This window comes from Klebsiella sp. P1927 (genome assembly GCF_018204675.1).
Lineage (GTDB): Bacteria > Pseudomonadota > Gammaproteobacteria > Enterobacterales > Enterobacteriaceae > Klebsiella > Klebsiella pneumoniae.
Map to the genome: position 1 here is coordinate 4,350,511 of NZ_CP073377.1, position 16,952 is coordinate 4,367,462.

The following is a 16,952-nucleotide window of genomic DNA, read 5'->3' on the forward strand; positions in this document are numbered from 1 at the left end:
CCAGTGGCTCAGGCCTGGCTGGTCAGCCCAAATAATTCGCGGGCCGTTAACTCATCACGTGCGATTTGCGCCTTCAGCTCGTCCAGCGACGCAAACCGCTGCTCGTTACGTATCTTTTTACGCAGTATTACATTGATATGGCGACCGTAGAGGTCCATTACAACGTCCAACAGATGTACTTCGAGCTGCTGACGCACGCCCGCAACCGTTGGACGGGTGCCAATATTGGCGACGCCCGCTATCGGTTTGTCGCCCAGCCCTGTCACTTCTACCGCATAGACCCCTTTAACCGGGGAAACCTGACGACGCAGCGGTAAGTTCGCCGTCGGAAAACCTATGGTTCGGCCTAGTTCATCACCATGCACGACGCGTCCGGAGATGCTAAACGGATGGCCGAGCAGCGTCTCCGCCAGCAGGAGATCGTCATCGGCCAGCGCCTGGCGTACCGCCGTGCTGCTGATTCGCACCCCGCCTTCGCAGAAGGTTTGAGTGCTGGTGACGTCGAAGCCATATTCCGCCCCCGCCTTTTGTAATAACAAGAAATCCCCCTGGCGACCAGCGCCAAAGCGGAAATCGTCACCAACGGCGAGGAACTGCACGCCCAGGCGACGCACCAGCAGTTCACTGATAAAATCCTGCGCGGTTAGCGCGGCGAACCGGCGGTCAAAGCGAACGCACAATACATAGTCAACCCCGCTTTCAGCCAGATAGCCCAGCTTTTCACGCAGGCGGGTCAATCGCGCCGGGGCTTTATCAGCGGCAAAGAGCTCCAGCGGCTGGGGTTCAAAAATCATCACCACGACCGGTAAACCGCGCTGGCGGCCCTCTTCGCGCAACCGCTGCAGCAGCGCCTGATGCCCACGATGCACGCCGTCGAAATTACCAATGGTCAGCACGCACCCGTGCGGGGCCTGACTGAGATTATGTATGCCGCGTATCAGCTTCATGTCTGGCTCAAAACAGTGAAAATCGTCCGAGTATACCTTGTACAACTGTCAACGTTAACCAGCGATTGCACCTCGGCAACGAAAGTTCTCAGGAATTCATTCACTCAGCGCGAGAAAGCGGGAAAACTGGCCGCGCCCGGCGATTTTTATGGTGGAAAAGCTGTATTCGCCTGCAACAAGCTGGTAGAATCTTGCGCCATCACTACGTAATGAAGCGCTGTGGTGTTAAACGGCGCTTATTTGCACAAATCCATTGACAAAAGAAGGCTAAACGGGCATATTCCTCGGCCTTTGAATTGTCCATATAGAACACATTTGGGAGTTGGACCTTGGCTAATATCAAATCAGCTAAGAAGCGCGCCGTTCAGTCTGAAAAGGCTCGCAAGCACAACGCAAGCCGTCGCTCTATGATGCGTACTTTCATCAAGAAAGTATACGCAGCTATCGAAGCTGGCGACAAAGCTGCTGCACAGAAAGCATTTAACGAAATGCAACCGATCGTGGACCGTCAGGCTGCTAAAGGTCTGATCCACAAAAACAAAGCTGCGCGTCATAAAGCAAACCTGACTGCACAGATCAACAAACTGGCTTAATCGCCTGCTTGCTGAACTTTGTTAAAGAAACCCGCGAAAGCGGGTTTTTTTATGCCTATCATCTTCCCCCGGTAGCGCACGCTGGCGCGATCTGAGCCACGCCAGCCCACGCCTTCCGGCTATCGGGGTTCGGTGAACAGCGACGAATAATCGCGATTACAGATACGCTGTACCGCCGGGTGCTGAATCATTCGTTCAGCGAAAATAGCGTGATATTCCTCCATCACGCTATCCATACGGCCAATTTCGACAATCGATTCATCATGGTAGAAATCATGCGCGTAGAGCGTCGGCGCGACAAATATCGCATTATGTGCGGCGCCGAAGGCTTTCATGAGCGCCGCGTCGTCAAACTCGCCGAGGATCTCCACCTTCAGGCCCTGCACGTTAATCCAGTTCAGCAGCTTACGTCCCAGCATCGATCGCCGACCGGGGATCAGCAGCCGCCGCTCTTCGAGGCAGGCCGGGAACGGCTTCGTCGGCGCCGGATTCATGCACCAGAAGCTGACGCTGCACTCGCCGATCTTCACCGAAAATAGCCCTTCCTGCTGCGTCGAGTCGATCGGGCAGTCAGAGATAATCATGTCGAGCTTATGCTGGCTCAGCTGCTCCAGCAGCAGCTCATGAGTGGATTCAAAACAGCGCAGATGAATCTGCTCGCTCTCAACGACGGCGGCATCCAGCACGCCGCTGACCAGCCGTTTCGAGAGCGCATCGGCCACGCCGACGTCAAACAGCAGGTTCGACTCTTTGCGATAGTTGACGATGTCGAGCATCTCCTGGCTGAGGGTAAACATCCTGTCGGCATAGCGAAAAACCAGCTCCCCCAGCTCGCTCGGCTCAAGCCCCCTTCCCTTTCGCTTAAATAATTTCCCCTGCAGGCGCTCCTCCAGGGCTTTGATCTGCCCGGTAATGGTCTGCGGCGTCAGAAACAGCGCCTCCGCCGCGCCCACGACGGACCCTTCTTTATACACGTGCCAGAAGTAGTACAGATGATTGTAGTTAATATGTGACATGCTTCTCTCCCTGATAATGTCCAGGAGAGCCTGGCGGGCTCTCCTGCAGAAAGGTTATACCGCGAGGCGAGTATCCGTCACGCGCTGACGCAGTATGAGGTAGCCGACGACCGCTGATAGCACTGAGCCGATCAGAATGCCAAGCTTGGCCCAGTTGATCAACGCGGGATCCACGCTGCCAAAGGCCAGGGTGGCGATGAAAATCGACATCGTAAAGCCAATCCCGCACAGGATCCCCACCGCCATAATTTGCTTGCAGGTGGTTCCCTCCGGCAGCGAAGCCCACTTCAGCTTCAGGGCCAGCCAGCAGAACAGGCTAATCCCCAGCGGCTTACCGATAAACAGGCCAGCCATAATGCCCAGCGGCAGGAGCGACGTCAGCCCGGCAAGGGTGACCCCCTGCAGTGAGACCCCCGCGTTCGCGAAGGCAAACAGCGGCAGGATCATAAACGCCACCCACGGGTGCAGGACATGCTCAAGCGCTTTGGCCGGCGACTTGCCATGCTTTTCTTCGAGCGGGATCATAAAGCCGACAATCACCCCGGCAAGGGTTGCGTGAACGCCAGACTTCAGCACCGCCGTCCACAGCACCGCGCCAACCAGAATATAGATCCCGGTACGCCGCACGCCGCTCAGATTCAGGGCCACCAGCACCGCGATCGCCGCCGCCGCCACGCCCAGCGAGAGCATGGACAGGTCGTGGGTATAAAACAGCGCGATAATCACGATAGCCCCGAGGTCATCAATAATCGCCAGCGCCATCAGGAAAATCTTCAGCGCCGTCGGGACCCGGCTACCTAACAGCGCCAGCACGCCGAGGGCAAAGGCAATATCCGTCGCCGCCGGGATCGCCCACCCTTCTCTGGCGACAGGATCCTGGGCGTTAAAGGCCAGGTAGACCAGCGCCGGGACGATCATCCCGCCCAGCGCGGCTATCACCGGGAAGACCGCCTGACGGCGGCTCGCCAGCGAGCCCTGAATCAGCTCACGTTTGACCTCCAGGCCAATCAGCAAAAAGAACACCGCCATCAGGGCATCATTGATCCATAACAGCATGTTCTTGTTGATCTCCAGCGCGCCCACACGCAGCTGTACTGGCGTATCAAGGAAGGAGTGATACAGACCGCTGGTCACGCTGGTATTGGCCATCACCATCGCCAGCGCGGCGGCGATAATTAAGACAATGCCGCCGGAAGCATCGCTACTAAAGAATCGTTGCAGATGTTTCACTTTTACTTTCATCCTGTTGGTGAATAACTCGATAAAAGCATAATACACATACTGATAACTCGAAAAAATCAGATTTAAGTTGCGCTAATATTCGCTTTTTACGAGTTAAAGGGGAGTTCTAAGGCGAAAAAAAGCCCGGGCAGCAAAGGCCCGGGCCGGATATCAACAAAGGCGGAATTAGCGGGTCAGGTCGTCGAAGAACTTCTTCACGCCGTCAAAGAAGCTTTTCGAACGCGGGCTGTTGTTTTCCCCGGTCGGACCGCCGAAGCTCTCCTGCAGCTCTTTCAGCAGCTGCTTCTGCTTCTCATTCAGCCCCACCGGCGTCTCCACCACCACGCGGCACAGCAGATCGCCCTGCGCGCCGCCGCGAACGGATTTCACGCCTTTTCCACGCATGCGGAACAGCTTGCCGGTCTGGGTTTCACCTGGAATTTTCAGGTTCACGCGGCCGTCGAGCGTTGGGACCTCGATCTCACCGCCCAGCGCCGCCATGGTGAAGTTGATCGGAACTTCGCAGTACAGGTTATTGCCTTCACGCTCAAAGATAGCGTGCTGCTTCACCTGAACCTGAACGTACAGATCGCCTGCCGGCGCGCCATGTTCGCCGGCCTCGCCTTCGCCCGCCAGACGGATCCGGTCACCGGTATCCACGCCCGCCGGAATTTTAACCGACAGGGTTTTGGTTTTTTCTACGCGGCCATGGCCATGACATTTATTGCAAGGATCTTTAATTAGCGTACCGCGTCCCTGGCAGTGCGGACAGGTCTGCTGTACCGCAAAAAAGCCCTGGCGCATCTGCACCTGGCCCGCGCCATGACAGGTCGGACAGGTCTGCGGTTTGCTGCCGGCCTTGGCGCCGCTGCCGTGGCAGACGTCGCACTCTTCCAGCGTCGGAATACGGATCTCTTTAGTGACGCCGCGCACCGCTTCTTCCAGCGTCAGCTCCATGTTGTAACGGAGATCGGCGCCGCGTGCCGCGCGCTGACGACCACGTCCGCCACCAAAGATATCGCCGAAAACATCGCCAAAGATATCGCTGAAGTCGGCACCGCCGCCAAAACCGCCGCCGCCGCCCATGCCGCCCTGTTCGAAGGCCGCGTGGCCGTACTGATCGTAGGCCGCACGCTTCTGGGCATCAGTCAGGATTTCATACGCTTCTTTGATTTCTTTAAATTTGGCTTCAGCCTCTTTATCACCCTGGTTGCGGTCCGGGTGATATTTCATGGCCAGGCGCTTATAAGCCTTTTTGATTTCACGCTCTTCCGCTGTTTTGGAAACGCCTAAAATCTCGTAGTAATCTTGCTTTGCCATCGGTGTTTTTCAGCCCCTTAACATGCGTGCACGGGCGGAGAGGAAACCTCTTCGCCCGTGCCAGTGTTTTACCCGTTCAAAGGGCGATTATTTTTTATCTTTCACTTCTTCGAACTCAGCGTCGACAACATCGTCGTCTTTCGCGTTGCTCGCCTGAGCGTCAGCGGAACCCGCCTGCTGCTGAGCGTGCTGCTGCTGAGCAATTTCCATCAGCTTCTGAGAAGCCTGCGCCAGCGCCTGCATTTTCGCTTCGATATCCGCTTTGTCTTCGCCTTTCAGAGAAGATTCCAGCGCGGTCAGCGCAGACTCAATGGCAGTTTTGTCGTCAGCCGGCAGTTTATCGCCTGCTTCTTCAACCTGCTTACGAGTGCTGTGCAGCAGATGGTCGCCCTGGTTGCGGGTCTGTACCAGCTCTTCGAACTTACGGTCAGATTCGGCGTTAGCTTCTGCTTCGCGAACCATTTTCTGAATTTCTTCTTCATTCAGACCGGAAGACGCTTTGATGGTGATCTTCTGCTCTTTACCGCTGTTTTTGTCTTTCGCGGAGACGTGCAGGATACCGTCAGCATCGATGTCGAAGGTCACTTCGATCTGCGGCATGCCGCGCGGCGCCGGGTTAATACCATCCAGGTTGAACTGACCCAGAGATTTGTTATCAGACGCGCGTTTACGCTCACCCTGCAGCACATGGATGGTTACCGCAGACTGGTTGTCTTCAGCGGTAGAGAACACCTGGCTGTGCTTGGTCGGGATGGTGGTGTTTTTGCTGATAAGCGCAGTCATCACGCCGCCCATGGTTTCGATACCCAGCGACAGCGGGGTTACGTCGAGCAGCAGAACGTCTTTCACATCGCCAGTCAGTACACCGCCCTGAACGGCAGCACCGATCGCCACGGCTTCATCCGGGTTAACGTCTTTACGCGGTTCTTTACCAAAGAACTCGGCCACTTTCTTCTGCACCATCGGCATACGAGTCTGACCACCAACGAGGATCACGTCGTTGATATCGGAAACGGACAGACCGGCATCCTGCAGAGCGACTTTCAGCGGCTCGATGGAACGGTTAACCAGGTCTTCTACCAGGCTTTCCAGTTTCGCGCGAGTCACTTTGATGTTCATGTGTTTCGGACCGGTCGCGTCTGCAGTGATGTACGGCAGGTTAACGTCGGTCTGCTGAGCAGAAGACAGTTCAATCTTCGCTTTCTCAGCGGCTTCTTTCAGGCGCTGCATGGCCAGCGGGTCGTTGCGCAGGTCAATCCCCTGATCTTTCTTGAACTCATCAACGAGGTAGTTGATCAGACGAGTATCGAAGTCTTCGCCGCCCAGGTGGGTATCACCGTTGGTCGCCAGAACTTCAAAGGTTTTTTCGCCATCAACTTCGTCGATTTCGATAATCGAGATATCGAAAGTACCACCACCGAGGTCGTAAACCGCGATAGTACGGTTGCCCACTTCTTTATCCAGACCGTAAGCCAGCGCGGCCGCGGTTGGTTCGTTGATGATACGTTTAACTTCCAGACCGGCGATACGGCCGGCATCTTTGGTTGCCTGACGCTGCGCATCGTTAAAGTAAGCCGGTACGGTGATAACCGCTTCAGTTACCGGTTCACCCAGGTAATCTTCAGCCGTTTTCTTCATTTTCTTCAGCACTTCAGCAGAGATCTGCGGCGGTGCAGTTTTGGTGCCTTTCACATCCAGCCATGCGTCGCCATTGTCTGCGGCAACAATTTTGTATGGCATGATAGAAACGTCACGCTGAACTTCTTCGTCCTGGAAGCGGCGGCCAATCAGGCGTTTAATCGCAAACAGGGTGTTTTGCGGGTTTGTCACTGCCTGACGTTTAGCCGGCTGACCAACCAGAGTTTCACCATCCTGGGTATAGGCAATGATAGAAGGCGTGGTGCGATCGCCTTCGGCGTTCTCCAGCACGCGTGCAGTAGTGCCATCCATAATCGCTACACAAGAGTTGGTAGTACCCAGGTCGATACCAATAATTTTACCCATCTAAACGTCTCCACTAAAAATTCGATCAACATGTGGTTGTGAACCTGTAATAAGGGCGAAACGTGCGGTTTCAACTGCCCAGACATCATTTTTTTTCAGGTTCTTCACTGCGGTTGACTACAAGATGGGGTCGCCCACTCCGGCATCAAGGGGCAAGCATAAAAATTTTTTGCCTCGGATTCGCACAGGGCTACGGATGACTTGCCGAACAAGGTTGTTGGATGGCAAAAACGACGGCGAAATATACATACAAAAAACGGATTAAAATAGGAAATACATTCATAATATCATTGACATAACCCGCAATACTTGCGCGCTAAAAGCCCCGTTTTCGCAGTGATAAACTTCCCCGCCATCGCACTTCGCTTATTCAGGGGACAAATTAATGAAATCGCTATACCGGCTTTCCGTAGGGCTTATCCTCGGCGTGTCATTTATCACCTCGGCGGCCGCTAACGACCATAAAATTCTCGGCGTGATAGCTATGCCGCGCAATGAAACCAACGACCTGACGCTGACGCTCCCCGTCTGCCGGGTGGTCAAACGCATTCAGCTCAGCGCCGACCGCGGCGATGTACAACTCTCCGGGGCGACGGTCTACTTTAAGGCCAGCCGCGGCGCCAGCCACACGCTGAACGTCCCCGCCGGGATCAAAGAGGGCAGCACCACCGGCTGGATCAACATCAATAGCGATAACGACAACAAACGTTGCGTGAAGAAGATCGCCTTCTCCGGCCACACGGTGCACTCCTCAGATATGGCATCACTGAAAATTATCGGCGATGACTAATGTCGCCCCTGCCCGAGAGAAAACGTTATGCATATTAATTACCTGGAGGATGACGATCTCGCCTTTCTGCCTGAGTGCAGCGAGGCGCATCTGGAAGCCTTTACCCGCATTCTGACCCACGGGGAAAATGGCAAACCCCGTCTCTCCAGCACGCTCCTGCGCAACGAGACATTTTTAGCGATGGAGGGGCACCCGGAGCGTTATCGCCGCAACTGGCAGCTAATCGCCGGTGAGCTACAGCATTTTGGCGGCGATAGCATCGCCAACACGCTACGCCGCCATGGCAAATTTTATCGCGCGATCCTGCTGGATGTATGTAAACGACTGAAAGCGAAGGTCGACAAACAGCTGTCGACGCCGCAGATCGAGCAGCAGTTGCTGGCGCATTTTCTGCAGCACAGCTGGAATAAACTGAACGCGGAGCAAAAAGCGCAGTTTCTCGCCGCGGTGGAGTGCCGGAGCCATGAGCTGGACAGCCTGATGGCTCATCTGCTGAGGCATCGCAAGCTAAGCGAAGGCGTCACTTTGTTGCTGGACGAACGCTTAACCGCCATCCTGCGCACGCACGCCGCGGTGAGCGTCATCGGTCATGGCCTGGTGCGCGGCGCCGGGCTGAACAGCGTGAAAGCGGTGAGCGGCAGCGCCTACCGGGTCACCATCCCCGCGGTCCTGCATATCGCCTGTTTACGGCAAATGCTCCAGCCGCCGTCAGACACCGCGGAAATTGGTGAAAAATACCCCGCCAGATCATAGACAGCCCTTCAGCGCCTCATTATTATGCCGCGCCCCGCCGCCAAGTCGCGGGGTAATGCTTCCCTTTTAATGATAATTTTGAGGAATTATGGGCAACACTAAGTTGGCTAATCCGGCACCGCTGGGCCTTATGGGCTTCGGCATGACCACTATTCTGCTTAACCTGGCGAATAGCGGCCTGTTCGCATTCGATGTAGCTATCCTGGCGATGGGGATTTTTTACGGCGGCATTGCGCAAATTTTTGCCGGCCTGCTGGAATACAAAAAAGGCAACACTTTTGGCTTAACCGCTTTTACCTCCTACGGCAGCTTCTGGCTGACGCTGGTGGCGATTCTTCTGATGCCGAAAATGGGCCTGGCAGACGCGCCAAACGCGCACTTCCTCGGTATGTACCTCGGCCTGTGGGGCGTCTTTACCCTGTTTATGTTCTTTGGCACCCTGAAGGCAGCCCGCATGCTGCAGTTTGTCTTCCTGAGCCTGACCGTACTGTTCGCGCTGCTGGCGATTGGCCATTTGGCCGATAACGAAGGCATTGTGAAGGTAGCCGGCTGGGTCGGCCTGATTTGTGGCGCCAGCGCTATTTACCTGGCGATGGGTGAAGTGCTGAACGAACAGTTCGGCCGCACCGTGCTGCCGATCGGCGAACCGCGCTAATCTTCCGCCGCCGTCCGGTCACAGGGCGGCGGCAGGTCATTATCAGCATCAGCTAGCCATCGTTAACGCTGCAGCTCCCCTTCCGGCATCCCCGTCGGCGCCGTCAGCTCCTGACGCAGCCAGATACCTAATCCCAGCCCCATCAGCGACAGGGCCAGCACATACCAGGCCGGCGCCATCGGCGACACCCCCATCAGCATGGTGACCGCAATCGGCGTCAGGCCGCCAAAGATCGCGTACGACAGGTTGTAGGAGAAAGAGATGCCGGTGAAGCGTACTTCCGCCGGGAAGGCCCGCACCATCACATAGGGCACCGCCCCCACCACGCCGACGCACAGCCCCACCGTACCGTAGAGCAGAAACAGCCGCTGCGGGCTGGCGCCGGCAAGATGGTAAAATGCCCAGCTGGCAACCGCCAGCAGCAGGCTGCCGACGATAAAAGTGCGGCTGGCGCCGAAGCGGTCCGCCGCCAGCCCGGCGAGCAGACAGCCGATGCACAACATAATGGTGGCGATGCTGTTGGCCTGCAGGGTAATGGCCGGCGCAAAACCATAGTGCTTCTGCAGCCAGACCGGCGACATCAGGATCACCACCACCACGCCAGCCGACAGCAGCCAGGTCAGCAGCATAGAGATCACCACCGCCTTCTGGTGCTTGAGCGCCACCGCTTTTACCGGCAGCTCCTGCGCCAGCGCTTTGCGCTGCTGCATCTCAAGAAAAATCGGCGTCTCCTGCAGCCAGCGGCGCAGATACATCGCTATCAGACCAAATACGCCGCCCAGCAGGAAGGGGATCCGCCAGCCGCCGTCGTGGATCCCCTGCGGCGTCAGACTGGTATTGATAAGCGTGGCCACCACCGACCCCAGCAGAATGCCAACCGTCAGGCCGGCCGTCAGCGTGCCGCAGGCGATACCAATGCGTTTTTCCGGGACATGCTCAGCGACAAACACCCAGGCGCCTGGAACTTCACCGCCGATCGCCGCTCCCTGCAGAATACGCATCAGCAGCAATAGCAGCGGGGCGATGATACCTACCGAGCTATAGGTCGGTAGCAGACCGATCGCCAGGGTTGGTAGCGCCATCAGCAGGATGCTGAGGGTGAACATTTTCTTGCGCCCCACCAGATCGCCAAAGTGGGCCATGATGATGCCCCCCAGCGGACGCGCCAGGTAACCGGCGGCGAAAATGCCAAAAGTTTGCACCTGGCGCAGCCATTCGGGAATATCCGCAGGGAAGAAGAGCTCGCCGACGACGGCGGCGAAGAAAACGAAAATGATAAAGTCATAAAACTCCAGCGCGCCGCCCAGGGCGGCCAGCGTCAGCGTTTTATAATCCTGGCGGTTGAGCGGTCGGTTTACATATGACATAACGCAATTTCATCCTGAGGTGTGCAGCGTGTTTTATAGTGTGTAAAGTAAACAGCACTATATCGTAAATAAAACGGCACACCATTAGCGATGCAGGTTATATCAAAAATGCATCAAATTCAGGATAAAGTTTCGCGTCTGGCACTCTTGGGACGAAAAGCTTCTACTACACGGCCATCGGTTTCCACATAAGGCCCTTCAAGCAACTGTACACAATAAGGTACACTTGCGAAAATACCGTGCACCAGCACGTTGCCGTCAGCATCTTTCACCCCTTCCAGAGTCTCCTGAATTGCTTTCGGTTGCCCGGGAAGGTTGAGGATCAGCGCCTGCTTGCGGATCACACCGACCTGCCGGGAAAGGATAGCCGTCGGCACAAAGTGTAGGCTAACCTGGCGCATTTGCTCGCCGAAGCCCGGCATCTCGCGATCGGCGATCGCCAGCGTTGCGTCGGGCGTCACATCGCGACGCGCAGGGCCGGTTCCGCCGGTGGTCAGCACCAGATGGCACCCCATTTCGTCAACCAGTTCGCACAGCGTTTGCTCAATGATGGCCTGCTCATCCGGAATCAGACGGGTTTGCAGCTCGAAAGGGGTGGTCAGGGCACGTGCCAGCCACTCTTCCAGTGCCGGGATGCCTTTATCCTGATAGACGCCGCTGGAGGCGCGATCGGAAATGGAAACTAAGCCGATTCGTAAGGTATTCATGGTTATTCCGTTCAAACTGTGGCGTTAAACGAAATGATACACTGCCGGAGGCGGGACAGACAGTGTAATGTGGCCGACGGGCGTCGGCCACCTGCGCGATTACAGCAGTTCGTCGATCATTTTTTCCAGTTTTTCCTGGTCGATCGCAAACTTACGGATACCTTCCGCCAGTTTGTCTACCGCCATCGGATCCTGGTTATGCTGCCACAGGAACTCAGATTCGGTAATACGCTCCGGACGCGCTTTCACTTCACCGGTATATACCAGCTTACGCTCAACGGCGCCTTCGCTTTCGGACAGCTCTTTCAGCAGCGCCGGGGCGATGGTCAGGCGGTCACAGCCAGCCAGTTCCAGAATTTCGCCAACGTTACGGAAGCTTGCGCCCATCACGACGGTTTCATAGCCGTGCTGCTTGTAATACTCGTAGATTTCGCTGACGGAAACCACGCCCGGATCTTCTGCCGGTGCGTACTCTTTCTTGTCGGTGTTGGCTTTGTACCAGTCGAGGATACGGCCAACGAACGGCGAAATCAGGAAGACGCCCGCTTCGGCGCAAGCGCGAGCCTGAGCGAAGGAGAACAGCAGCGTCAGGTTACAGTTAATGCCTTCTTTTTCCAGCTGTTCAGCGGCGCGAATGCCCTGCCAGGTGGAGGCCAGTTTGATCAGAATGCGATCGTTGCTGATGCCCGCGTCGTTGTACAGCTTGATGATGCGCTTGGCTTTCGCGATAGACGCTTCGGTGTCATAGGAGAGACGTGCGTCCACTTCGGTGGAGATACGGCCCGGGATCAGTTTCAGAATTTCGAGACCGATGTTCACCGCCAGCTTATCGGAAGCATCGAGGATCTGCTGCGCGCGATCGCTGCTCTGGCTACGAGCCCAGGCGACAGCGTCGTCAATCAGCTTACGGTACTCAGGGATCTGAGCCGCGCCGAGAATCAGGGAAGGGTTAGTGGTGGCATCCTGAGGCTGATACAGCTTCATTGCCGCAATATCTCCGGTGTCAGCGACGACAGTGGTGTACTGACGCAGAGAAGTTAATTTATCCGTCATGATATATTTCTCTTAAACAGCAGTTAAGGGGATGTAACCGGTCTGCCCAGATGATAACACGCTGCCGGGTCAGCGCAACCGCCGTCGAGAGAAGAGCGCAGAGTGTGATAAACTATGCAGATTAATTTGCTGAAAGCGAAAGGATTGTCACTTAATTGGTAACGCTTACACTGGCGTGCCGGCATGGACAAGAGGATGTTTAATGCCTGATTTTCTCTCATTTATCAATGAAATACTCTGGGGCTCAGTGATGATTTATCTGCTACTGGGCGCCGGTATCTGGTTTAGCTGGCAAACCCGGGGTATTCAGTTTCGTTACGTGCGCAAATTCGGCCGCAGTCTAAAAAAAAGCCTGCACCCGCAGCCGGGTGGTTTAACGTCCTTTCAGGCGCTCTGTACCAGCCTTGCCGCCCGGGTCGGCAGCGGCAATCTTGCCGGGGTGACGCTGGCGATCGCCGCCGGTGGGCCCGGCGCCGTATTCTGGATGTGGGTTTCCGCCCTGCTCGGCATGGCCAGCAGCTTTGCTGAATGTTCCCTTGCTCAGCTGTATAAAGAACGCGATAGCCGCGGACAGTTTCGCGGCGGCCCGGCCTGGTACATGGCGCGCGGGCTCGGCATGCGTTGGATGGGCGTCCTGTTTTCGATCCTCCTCCTGCTGGCCTATGGTTTTATCTTCAATACCGTGCAGGCTAACTCCGTGGCCCATGCCTTGCGCTATGCGTTCGATCTGCCGGCGGCGGTCAGCGGCGGCGTGCTGGCCGTTGTCGTTTTGCTGGCGATCCTCCGTGGTTTACGCGGCGTGGCGCGTCTGATGCAATGGATCGTTCCCTTTATGGCGCTGTTGTGGATCGCCACCAGCCTGCTCATCGGCCTGTGGCACATCACCGCCCTGCCGACGATTTTCGCCACCATCTTTCGCTGCGCCTTCGGCTGGCAGGAGGCCGCCGCCGGCGCGGTGGGCTACACCATCAGCCAGGCGCTGACCAGCGGCTTCCAGCGCGGCATGTTCTCCAATGAAGCAGGGATGGGCTCTTCGCCTAACGCCGCCGCGGCCGCCGCCTCCTGGCCGCCGCACCCGGCGGCGCAGGGGATCGTGCAGATGATTGGCGTGTTTATCGATACTATTGTGATCTGTACCGCAAGCGCGATTATCGTCATGCTGGCGCCGCGGCCCGACAATGAATATACGCTCAACGGTATTCAGGACTTGCAACACGCGATGAGCGTGCTGGTCGGCGGCTGGGGAGCGGGTTTTATCGCCCTCATCGTGCTGCTGTTCGCCTTTAGCTCTATCGTAGCCAATTACGTGTACGCGGAAAATAATCTGGTCTTCCTGCGCCTGGATAAGCCGCGCTATATCTGGGGGCTGCGAATACTCACCGTCCTGATGGTGCTGTTGGGGACCATGGTTAGCCTGCCTGTCGTCTGGCAGAGCGCGGATATCATCATGGCGCTGATGGCGATGACCAACCTGACGGCCATTCTGCTGCTCTCCCCGACGGTGCGGATTATCGCCAGCGATTATCTGCGTCAGCGGCGGCTGGGTATCCAGCCGACTTTCGATGCCACTCGTTACCCGGATATTGACCAACAGCTGGCCCCGGGCGCCTGGAATGAATTGCCGCGCGAATAGCGCGGCAATTGCAGCTATCGATCCCACCATGCACTTTTTTTGTTAGAATTCGTCGAAATTACCTGCAAGGACTGGATATGCTGATTCTGATTTCACCTGCTAAAACGCTCGATTATCAAAGCCCGCTGGCAACGACTCGCTATACCCAGCCCGAACTCCTCGAGTATTCTCAGCAGCTTATCGGCATCGCCCGTAAGCTGAGCGCACCGCAAATCGGCAAGCTGATGAGCATTAGTGACAAGCTGGCGGATCTAAACGCCACCCGCTTCCACGACTGGCACCCTGACTTTACGCCGCAAAATGCCCGCCAGGCGATCCTCGCCTTTAAAGGCGATGTCTACACTGGCCTGCAGGCAGAGACACTCACCGAGGACGACTTTGACTTCGCCCAGCAGCATCTGCGCATGCTCTCCGGGCTGTATGGCGTGCTGCGCCCGTTAGACCTGATGCAGCCCTACCGCCTGGAGATGGGGATCCGTCTGGAAAATCCGCGCGGCAAAGATCTGTACCAGTTCTGGGGGGATACCATTACCGAGAAGCTGAATCAGGCGCTGCGCGACCAGGGCGACGATATCGTCATCAACCTGGCTTCCGATGAATATTTTAAATCGGTGAAAACGCCAAAATTGCAGGGTCAGCTGATCAAGCCGGTATTCCTCGATGAGAAGAACGGCAAATTCAAAGTGATCAGTTTTTATGCGAAGAAAGCCCGCGGCCTGATGAGTCGCTACATTATTGAAAACCGCTTAACCCAGCCGGAGCAGCTCAAAGCCTTTAATAGCGAAGGCTATTTCTTTGATGCGGATGCCTCAGAGAAAGGCGAACTGGTGTTTAAACGCCACGAGCAGTAACACGTTACGGTAATAAAAAAGGGGAATTATTCCCCTTTTCAATATAATTAAGCAGATTATTACTTATTTTAACGCACCCAGTTTTCCACCACGCCTTTTTCATCGAAGAAAATCATCAGCGAGTTCGAATCTTTTTGGCTGGACTTATCGACCGCATCGGCAGCTTGCGATGCCCCGGTTACCGGGATCATGGAACCCGCGAGGCTGACCAGGTTGATCCCTTTATCTACTGAATAATACCAGCTCTCTTTACCCGACGCCGTCACCGTCGTATGACCAGAATCCGGGGCACCAAAATACTGACGAACCTCGGCCTTGGTGGTTTTTCCGACAATGAGATGTTGTTTCAGATAGGCTGGCGTTAATTTATCTTCATTACCGCCAATCGTTGTCCCGGAGCAGCCTGTTAAAGCGAACACCACCAAAAAAAGAGATAAAATACGCATGTTTCCTCCTTGAAAACCTTGTGCATTAACAATGCATCTATAACAAATGATATCTATAGCTGCTTCATAATAAAATCAGCAGCATAAATATAAGCAGCATGAAATAATAAATAAAAAAGATAATCCAGTGGAATTATCCGGCAAAGATGACAATCCGTAAAAGAGTTTGCAATAAAAGCAGTGCGCTGACAATAAAACAGTGTGGGGAATTTTATGGAGAGAAATTTTGCTGATATGGAAAAAGTGCGTTAAATATAAAAACCGGGCAATAGCTGCCCGGTTTGGTCGATCATGTTGCCGATATTATTGCCTGGCTTAGCCCATCATCAGCTTACGCAGCGCGGCGAAATCCGCCGGCAGGTTGTGAGACAGCAGCGGCAGGTCGGCGCGGTCGGCCAGCTCCTTCGGCAGCGGCAGAGTCTCCTGCAGGATCTCCTCCACGCTCTCTTTGAACTTCGCCGGATGGGCGGTGCCGAGGAACAGGCCGTACTCTCCCGGCTGCAGCTGATCGCGCAGCGCGCGCCAGGCAATCGCCGCATGCGGTTCAGAGATGTAGCCGATGGCCTTCAGCTCGCGCATCGCTGCTTTGGTGGTCTCATCATCGACCGCGGCATAGCCCAGCTCGCTGAGACGCCAGATTTTACGGCGGAACAGCTCTTCAACGCGCGGCCAGTTGTTCGGCTGGCTGACGTCCATGGCGTTGGACAGCGTCGCCTGGGTGGCTTTTGGCGCCCACTCGCCGCCCTGCAGATAGCGCGGAACGGTGTCGTTGGCGTTGGTGGCGGCGATAAAGCGCTTGATCGGCAGCCCCAGCGACTTGGCCAGCAGACCGGCGGTCAGATCGCCGAAGTTGCCGCTCGGCACGGAAATCACCAGCTGATTGCGGGCTTCCTGCGGCAGCTGCGCCGCCGCTTCGAAGTAGTAACAGATCTGCGCCAGCAGGCGGCTGATGTTGATGGAGTTAGCCGAGTTGAGACCCAGCGTCGCCTTCAGCTCTTCATCGTCAAACGCCTGCTTCACCAGCGCCTGGCAGGCATCAAAGTCGCCATCAATCGCCACGGTTTCAATATTGCCGCCGAGGGTACAGAACAGCTTCTCCTGCAGCGGACTGATCTTGCCGCGCGGATAGAGGATCACTACCTTGACGTTCGGCAGGCCGTAGAAAGCATGCGCCACCGCCGCCCCGGTGTCGCCAGAGGTCGCGGTGAGGATGGTGACCGGCTTATCGCCTGCGATGTGGGTCAGCATCTGCGCCATAAAGCGGCCGCCGAAATCCTTGAACGCCAGCGTAGGGCCATGGAACAGCTCCAGACAGCCGACATCTTCCTGAACCTTGCTTACCGGCGCCGGAAACGCAAACGCCGCGCGCACCCGCTGCTGCAGGACATCCTGCGGGATCTCATCGCCGATAAAGGCGGATAAAATTTTGGCGCTACGGGTGACAAAGTCCTGCGCCAGCATGTCGTCGATTTCAGTCAGGCTGAATTCCGGCAGATCGTGCGGAAAGAACAGGCCCTGATGCTTGCCAAGTCCCTGGGTGACGGCCTGCGCAAAGCTGACCTGCTCGTTATGATCTTTTAAGTTATACAGTTTCAT

General features: G+C 56.0%; 16 protein-coding genes and 1 pseudogene. 6 read left to right on the top strand and 11 right to left on the bottom strand.

Going from position 1 to position 16,952, the window contains the following annotated elements; translation table 11 throughout:
• Positions 1 to 8 precede the first annotated feature (8 nt).
• Together ribF and KB892_RS31690 are read right to left on the bottom strand one after the other, a co-directional pair.
• Complete coding sequence (gene ribF, locus KB892_RS21770; protein WP_002887969.1) at positions 9 to 947, bottom strand: bifunctional riboflavin kinase/FAD synthetase; 939 nt, start codon at positions 945 to 947, stop codon at positions 9 to 11.
• A gap of 7 nt (positions 948 to 954) precedes the next feature.
• Positions 955 to 1,160 (bottom strand): annotated as a pseudogene (locus KB892_RS31690) (DUF2575 domain-containing protein); the annotation flags it as partial.
• A gap of 116 nt (positions 1,161 to 1,276) precedes the next feature.
• On the opposite strand from KB892_RS31690, the gene rpsT reads away from it, so the two are divergent.
• Entirely contained in the window at positions 1,277 to 1,540 is a 264-nt protein-coding gene (rpsT, locus tag KB892_RS21775; protein WP_002887965.1) for a 30S ribosomal protein S20, read from the top strand.
• A 119-nt stretch (positions 1,541 to 1,659) separates the two neighbouring features.
• On the opposite strand, the gene nhaR is transcribed toward rpsT, so the two are convergent.
• From nhaR to dnaK, 4 genes are all read right to left on the bottom strand, one after another.
• A complete protein-coding gene (gene nhaR, locus KB892_RS21780) occupies positions 1,660 to 2,556 on the bottom strand; it encodes a transcriptional activator NhaR (protein ID WP_002887961.1) in 897 nt (298 codons plus the stop codon).
• A gap of 54 nt (positions 2,557 to 2,610) precedes the next feature.
• Positions 2,611 to 3,786, bottom strand: a complete 1,176-nt coding sequence (gene nhaA / locus KB892_RS21785) for a Na+/H+ antiporter NhaA (protein WP_002887958.1) — start codon at positions 3,784 to 3,786, stop codon at positions 2,611 to 2,613.
• Between the two features lie 177 nt (positions 3,787 to 3,963).
• Positions 3,964 to 5,097, bottom strand: a complete 1,134-nt coding sequence (gene dnaJ / locus KB892_RS21790; protein ID WP_002887955.1) for a molecular chaperone DnaJ — start codon at positions 5,095 to 5,097, stop codon at positions 3,964 to 3,966.
• Between the two features lie 87 nt (positions 5,098 to 5,184).
• The gene (dnaK, locus tag KB892_RS21795; RefSeq protein ID WP_004146997.1) at positions 5,185 to 7,101 is read right to left on the bottom strand and encodes a molecular chaperone DnaK; all 1,917 of its coding nucleotides are present in this window, start codon (positions 7,099 to 7,101) and stop codon (positions 5,185 to 5,187) included.
• Positions 7,102 to 7,486: 385 nt separating this feature from the next.
• Between dnaK and KB892_RS21800 the strand changes: the two genes are divergently transcribed.
• From KB892_RS21800 to satP, 3 genes are all read left to right on the top strand, one after another.
• Positions 7,487 to 7,891, top strand: a complete 405-nt coding sequence (locus KB892_RS21800; protein WP_002887909.1) for a DUF2541 family protein — start codon at positions 7,487 to 7,489, stop codon at positions 7,889 to 7,891.
• Positions 7,892 to 7,918: 27 nt separating this feature from the next.
• Positions 7,919 to 8,644: an acidic protein MsyB gene (msyB, locus tag KB892_RS21805; protein WP_002887906.1), complete on the top strand. Its 726-nt coding sequence runs from the start codon at positions 7,919 to 7,921 to the stop codon at positions 8,642 to 8,644.
• A gap of 88 nt (positions 8,645 to 8,732) precedes the next feature.
• Positions 8,733 to 9,299, top strand: coding sequence for an acetate uptake transporter (gene satP / locus KB892_RS21810; protein ID WP_002887905.1), 567 nt, complete (start codon positions 8,733 to 8,735; stop codon positions 9,297 to 9,299).
• A gap of 62 nt (positions 9,300 to 9,361) precedes the next feature.
• On the opposite strand, the gene KB892_RS21815 is transcribed toward satP, so the two are convergent.
• The 3 genes from KB892_RS21815 to tal form a co-directional block, all read right to left on the bottom strand.
• Positions 9,362 to 10,666, bottom strand: coding sequence for an MFS transporter (locus KB892_RS21815; protein WP_002887901.1), 1,305 nt, complete (start codon positions 10,664 to 10,666; stop codon positions 9,362 to 9,364).
• Between the two features lie 119 nt (positions 10,667 to 10,785).
• Positions 10,786 to 11,373 (bottom strand): molybdopterin adenylyltransferase, encoded by a 588-nt coding sequence (mog, locus tag KB892_RS21820; RefSeq protein WP_002887898.1) that lies wholly within the window; start codon positions 11,371 to 11,373, stop codon positions 10,786 to 10,788.
• A gap of 99 nt (positions 11,374 to 11,472) precedes the next feature.
• Positions 11,473 to 12,426, bottom strand: a complete 954-nt coding sequence (gene tal / locus KB892_RS21825; protein ID WP_002887897.1) for a transaldolase — start codon at positions 12,424 to 12,426, stop codon at positions 11,473 to 11,475.
• A 202-nt stretch (positions 12,427 to 12,628) separates the two neighbouring features.
• Here tal and KB892_RS21830 point away from each other — a divergent pair, with 202 nt between their 5' ends.
• Positions 12,629 to 14,059: an alanine/glycine:cation symporter family protein gene (locus tag KB892_RS21830; protein ID WP_002887871.1), complete on the top strand. Its 1,431-nt coding sequence runs from the start codon at positions 12,629 to 12,631 to the stop codon at positions 14,057 to 14,059.
• A 77-nt stretch (positions 14,060 to 14,136) separates the two neighbouring features.
• The gene (yaaA, locus tag KB892_RS21835) at positions 14,137 to 14,910 is read left to right on the top strand and encodes a peroxide stress protein YaaA (RefSeq protein WP_002887869.1); all 774 of its coding nucleotides are present in this window, start codon (positions 14,137 to 14,139) and stop codon (positions 14,908 to 14,910) included.
• 68 nt (positions 14,911 to 14,978) lie between these two features.
• Here yaaA and KB892_RS21840 read toward each other — a convergent pair whose 3' ends face one another.
• Both KB892_RS21840 and thrC read right to left on the bottom strand, forming a co-directional pair.
• Positions 14,979 to 15,356 (bottom strand): hypothetical protein, encoded by a 378-nt coding sequence (locus KB892_RS21840; protein ID WP_002887866.1) that lies wholly within the window; start codon positions 15,354 to 15,356, stop codon positions 14,979 to 14,981.
• Between the two features lie 315 nt (positions 15,357 to 15,671).
• Positions 15,672 to 16,952 (bottom strand): threonine synthase, encoded by a 1,281-nt coding sequence (thrC, locus tag KB892_RS21845; RefSeq protein WP_002887863.1) that lies wholly within the window; start codon positions 16,950 to 16,952, stop codon positions 15,672 to 15,674.

Bases quoted from the DNA above. Each gene is read 5' to 3' on its own strand.
- KB892_RS21830 (WP_002887871.1), top strand. From the start codon at position 12,629: ATGCCTGATTTTCTCTCATTTATCAATGAAATACTCTGGGGCTCAGTG.
- nhaR (WP_002887961.1), bottom strand. From the start codon at position 2,556: ATGTCACATATTAACTACAATCATCTGTACTACTTCTGGCACGTGTAT.
- thrC (WP_002887863.1), bottom strand. From the start codon at position 16,952: ATGAAACTGTATAACTTAAAAGATCATAACGAGCAGGTCAGCTTTGCG.
- KB892_RS21815 (WP_002887901.1), bottom strand. From the start codon at position 10,666: ATGTCATATGTAAACCGACCGCTCAACCGCCAGGATTATAAAACGCTG.
- KB892_RS21840 (WP_002887866.1), bottom strand. From the start codon at position 15,356: ATGCGTATTTTATCTCTTTTTTTGGTGGTGTTCGCTTTAACAGGCTGC.
- ribF (WP_002887969.1), bottom strand. From the start codon at position 947: ATGAAGCTGATACGCGGCATACATAATCTCAGTCAGGCCCCGCACGGG.
- satP (WP_002887905.1), top strand. From the start codon at position 8,733: ATGGGCAACACTAAGTTGGCTAATCCGGCACCGCTGGGCCTTATGGGC.
- mog (WP_002887898.1), bottom strand. From the start codon at position 11,373: ATGAATACCTTACGAATCGGCTTAGTTTCCATTTCCGATCGCGCCTCC.
- yaaA (WP_002887869.1), top strand. From the start codon at position 14,137: ATGCTGATTCTGATTTCACCTGCTAAAACGCTCGATTATCAAAGCCCG.
- KB892_RS21800 (WP_002887909.1), top strand. From the start codon at position 7,487: ATGAAATCGCTATACCGGCTTTCCGTAGGGCTTATCCTCGGCGTGTCA.
- msyB (WP_002887906.1), top strand. From the start codon at position 7,919: ATGCATATTAATTACCTGGAGGATGACGATCTCGCCTTTCTGCCTGAG.
- dnaK (WP_004146997.1), bottom strand. From the start codon at position 7,101: ATGGGTAAAATTATTGGTATCGACCTGGGTACTACCAACTCTTGTGTA.
- tal (WP_002887897.1), bottom strand. From the start codon at position 12,426: ATGACGGATAAATTAACTTCTCTGCGTCAGTACACCACTGTCGTCGCT.
- dnaJ (WP_002887955.1), bottom strand. From the start codon at position 5,097: ATGGCAAAGCAAGATTACTACGAGATTTTAGGCGTTTCCAAAACAGCG.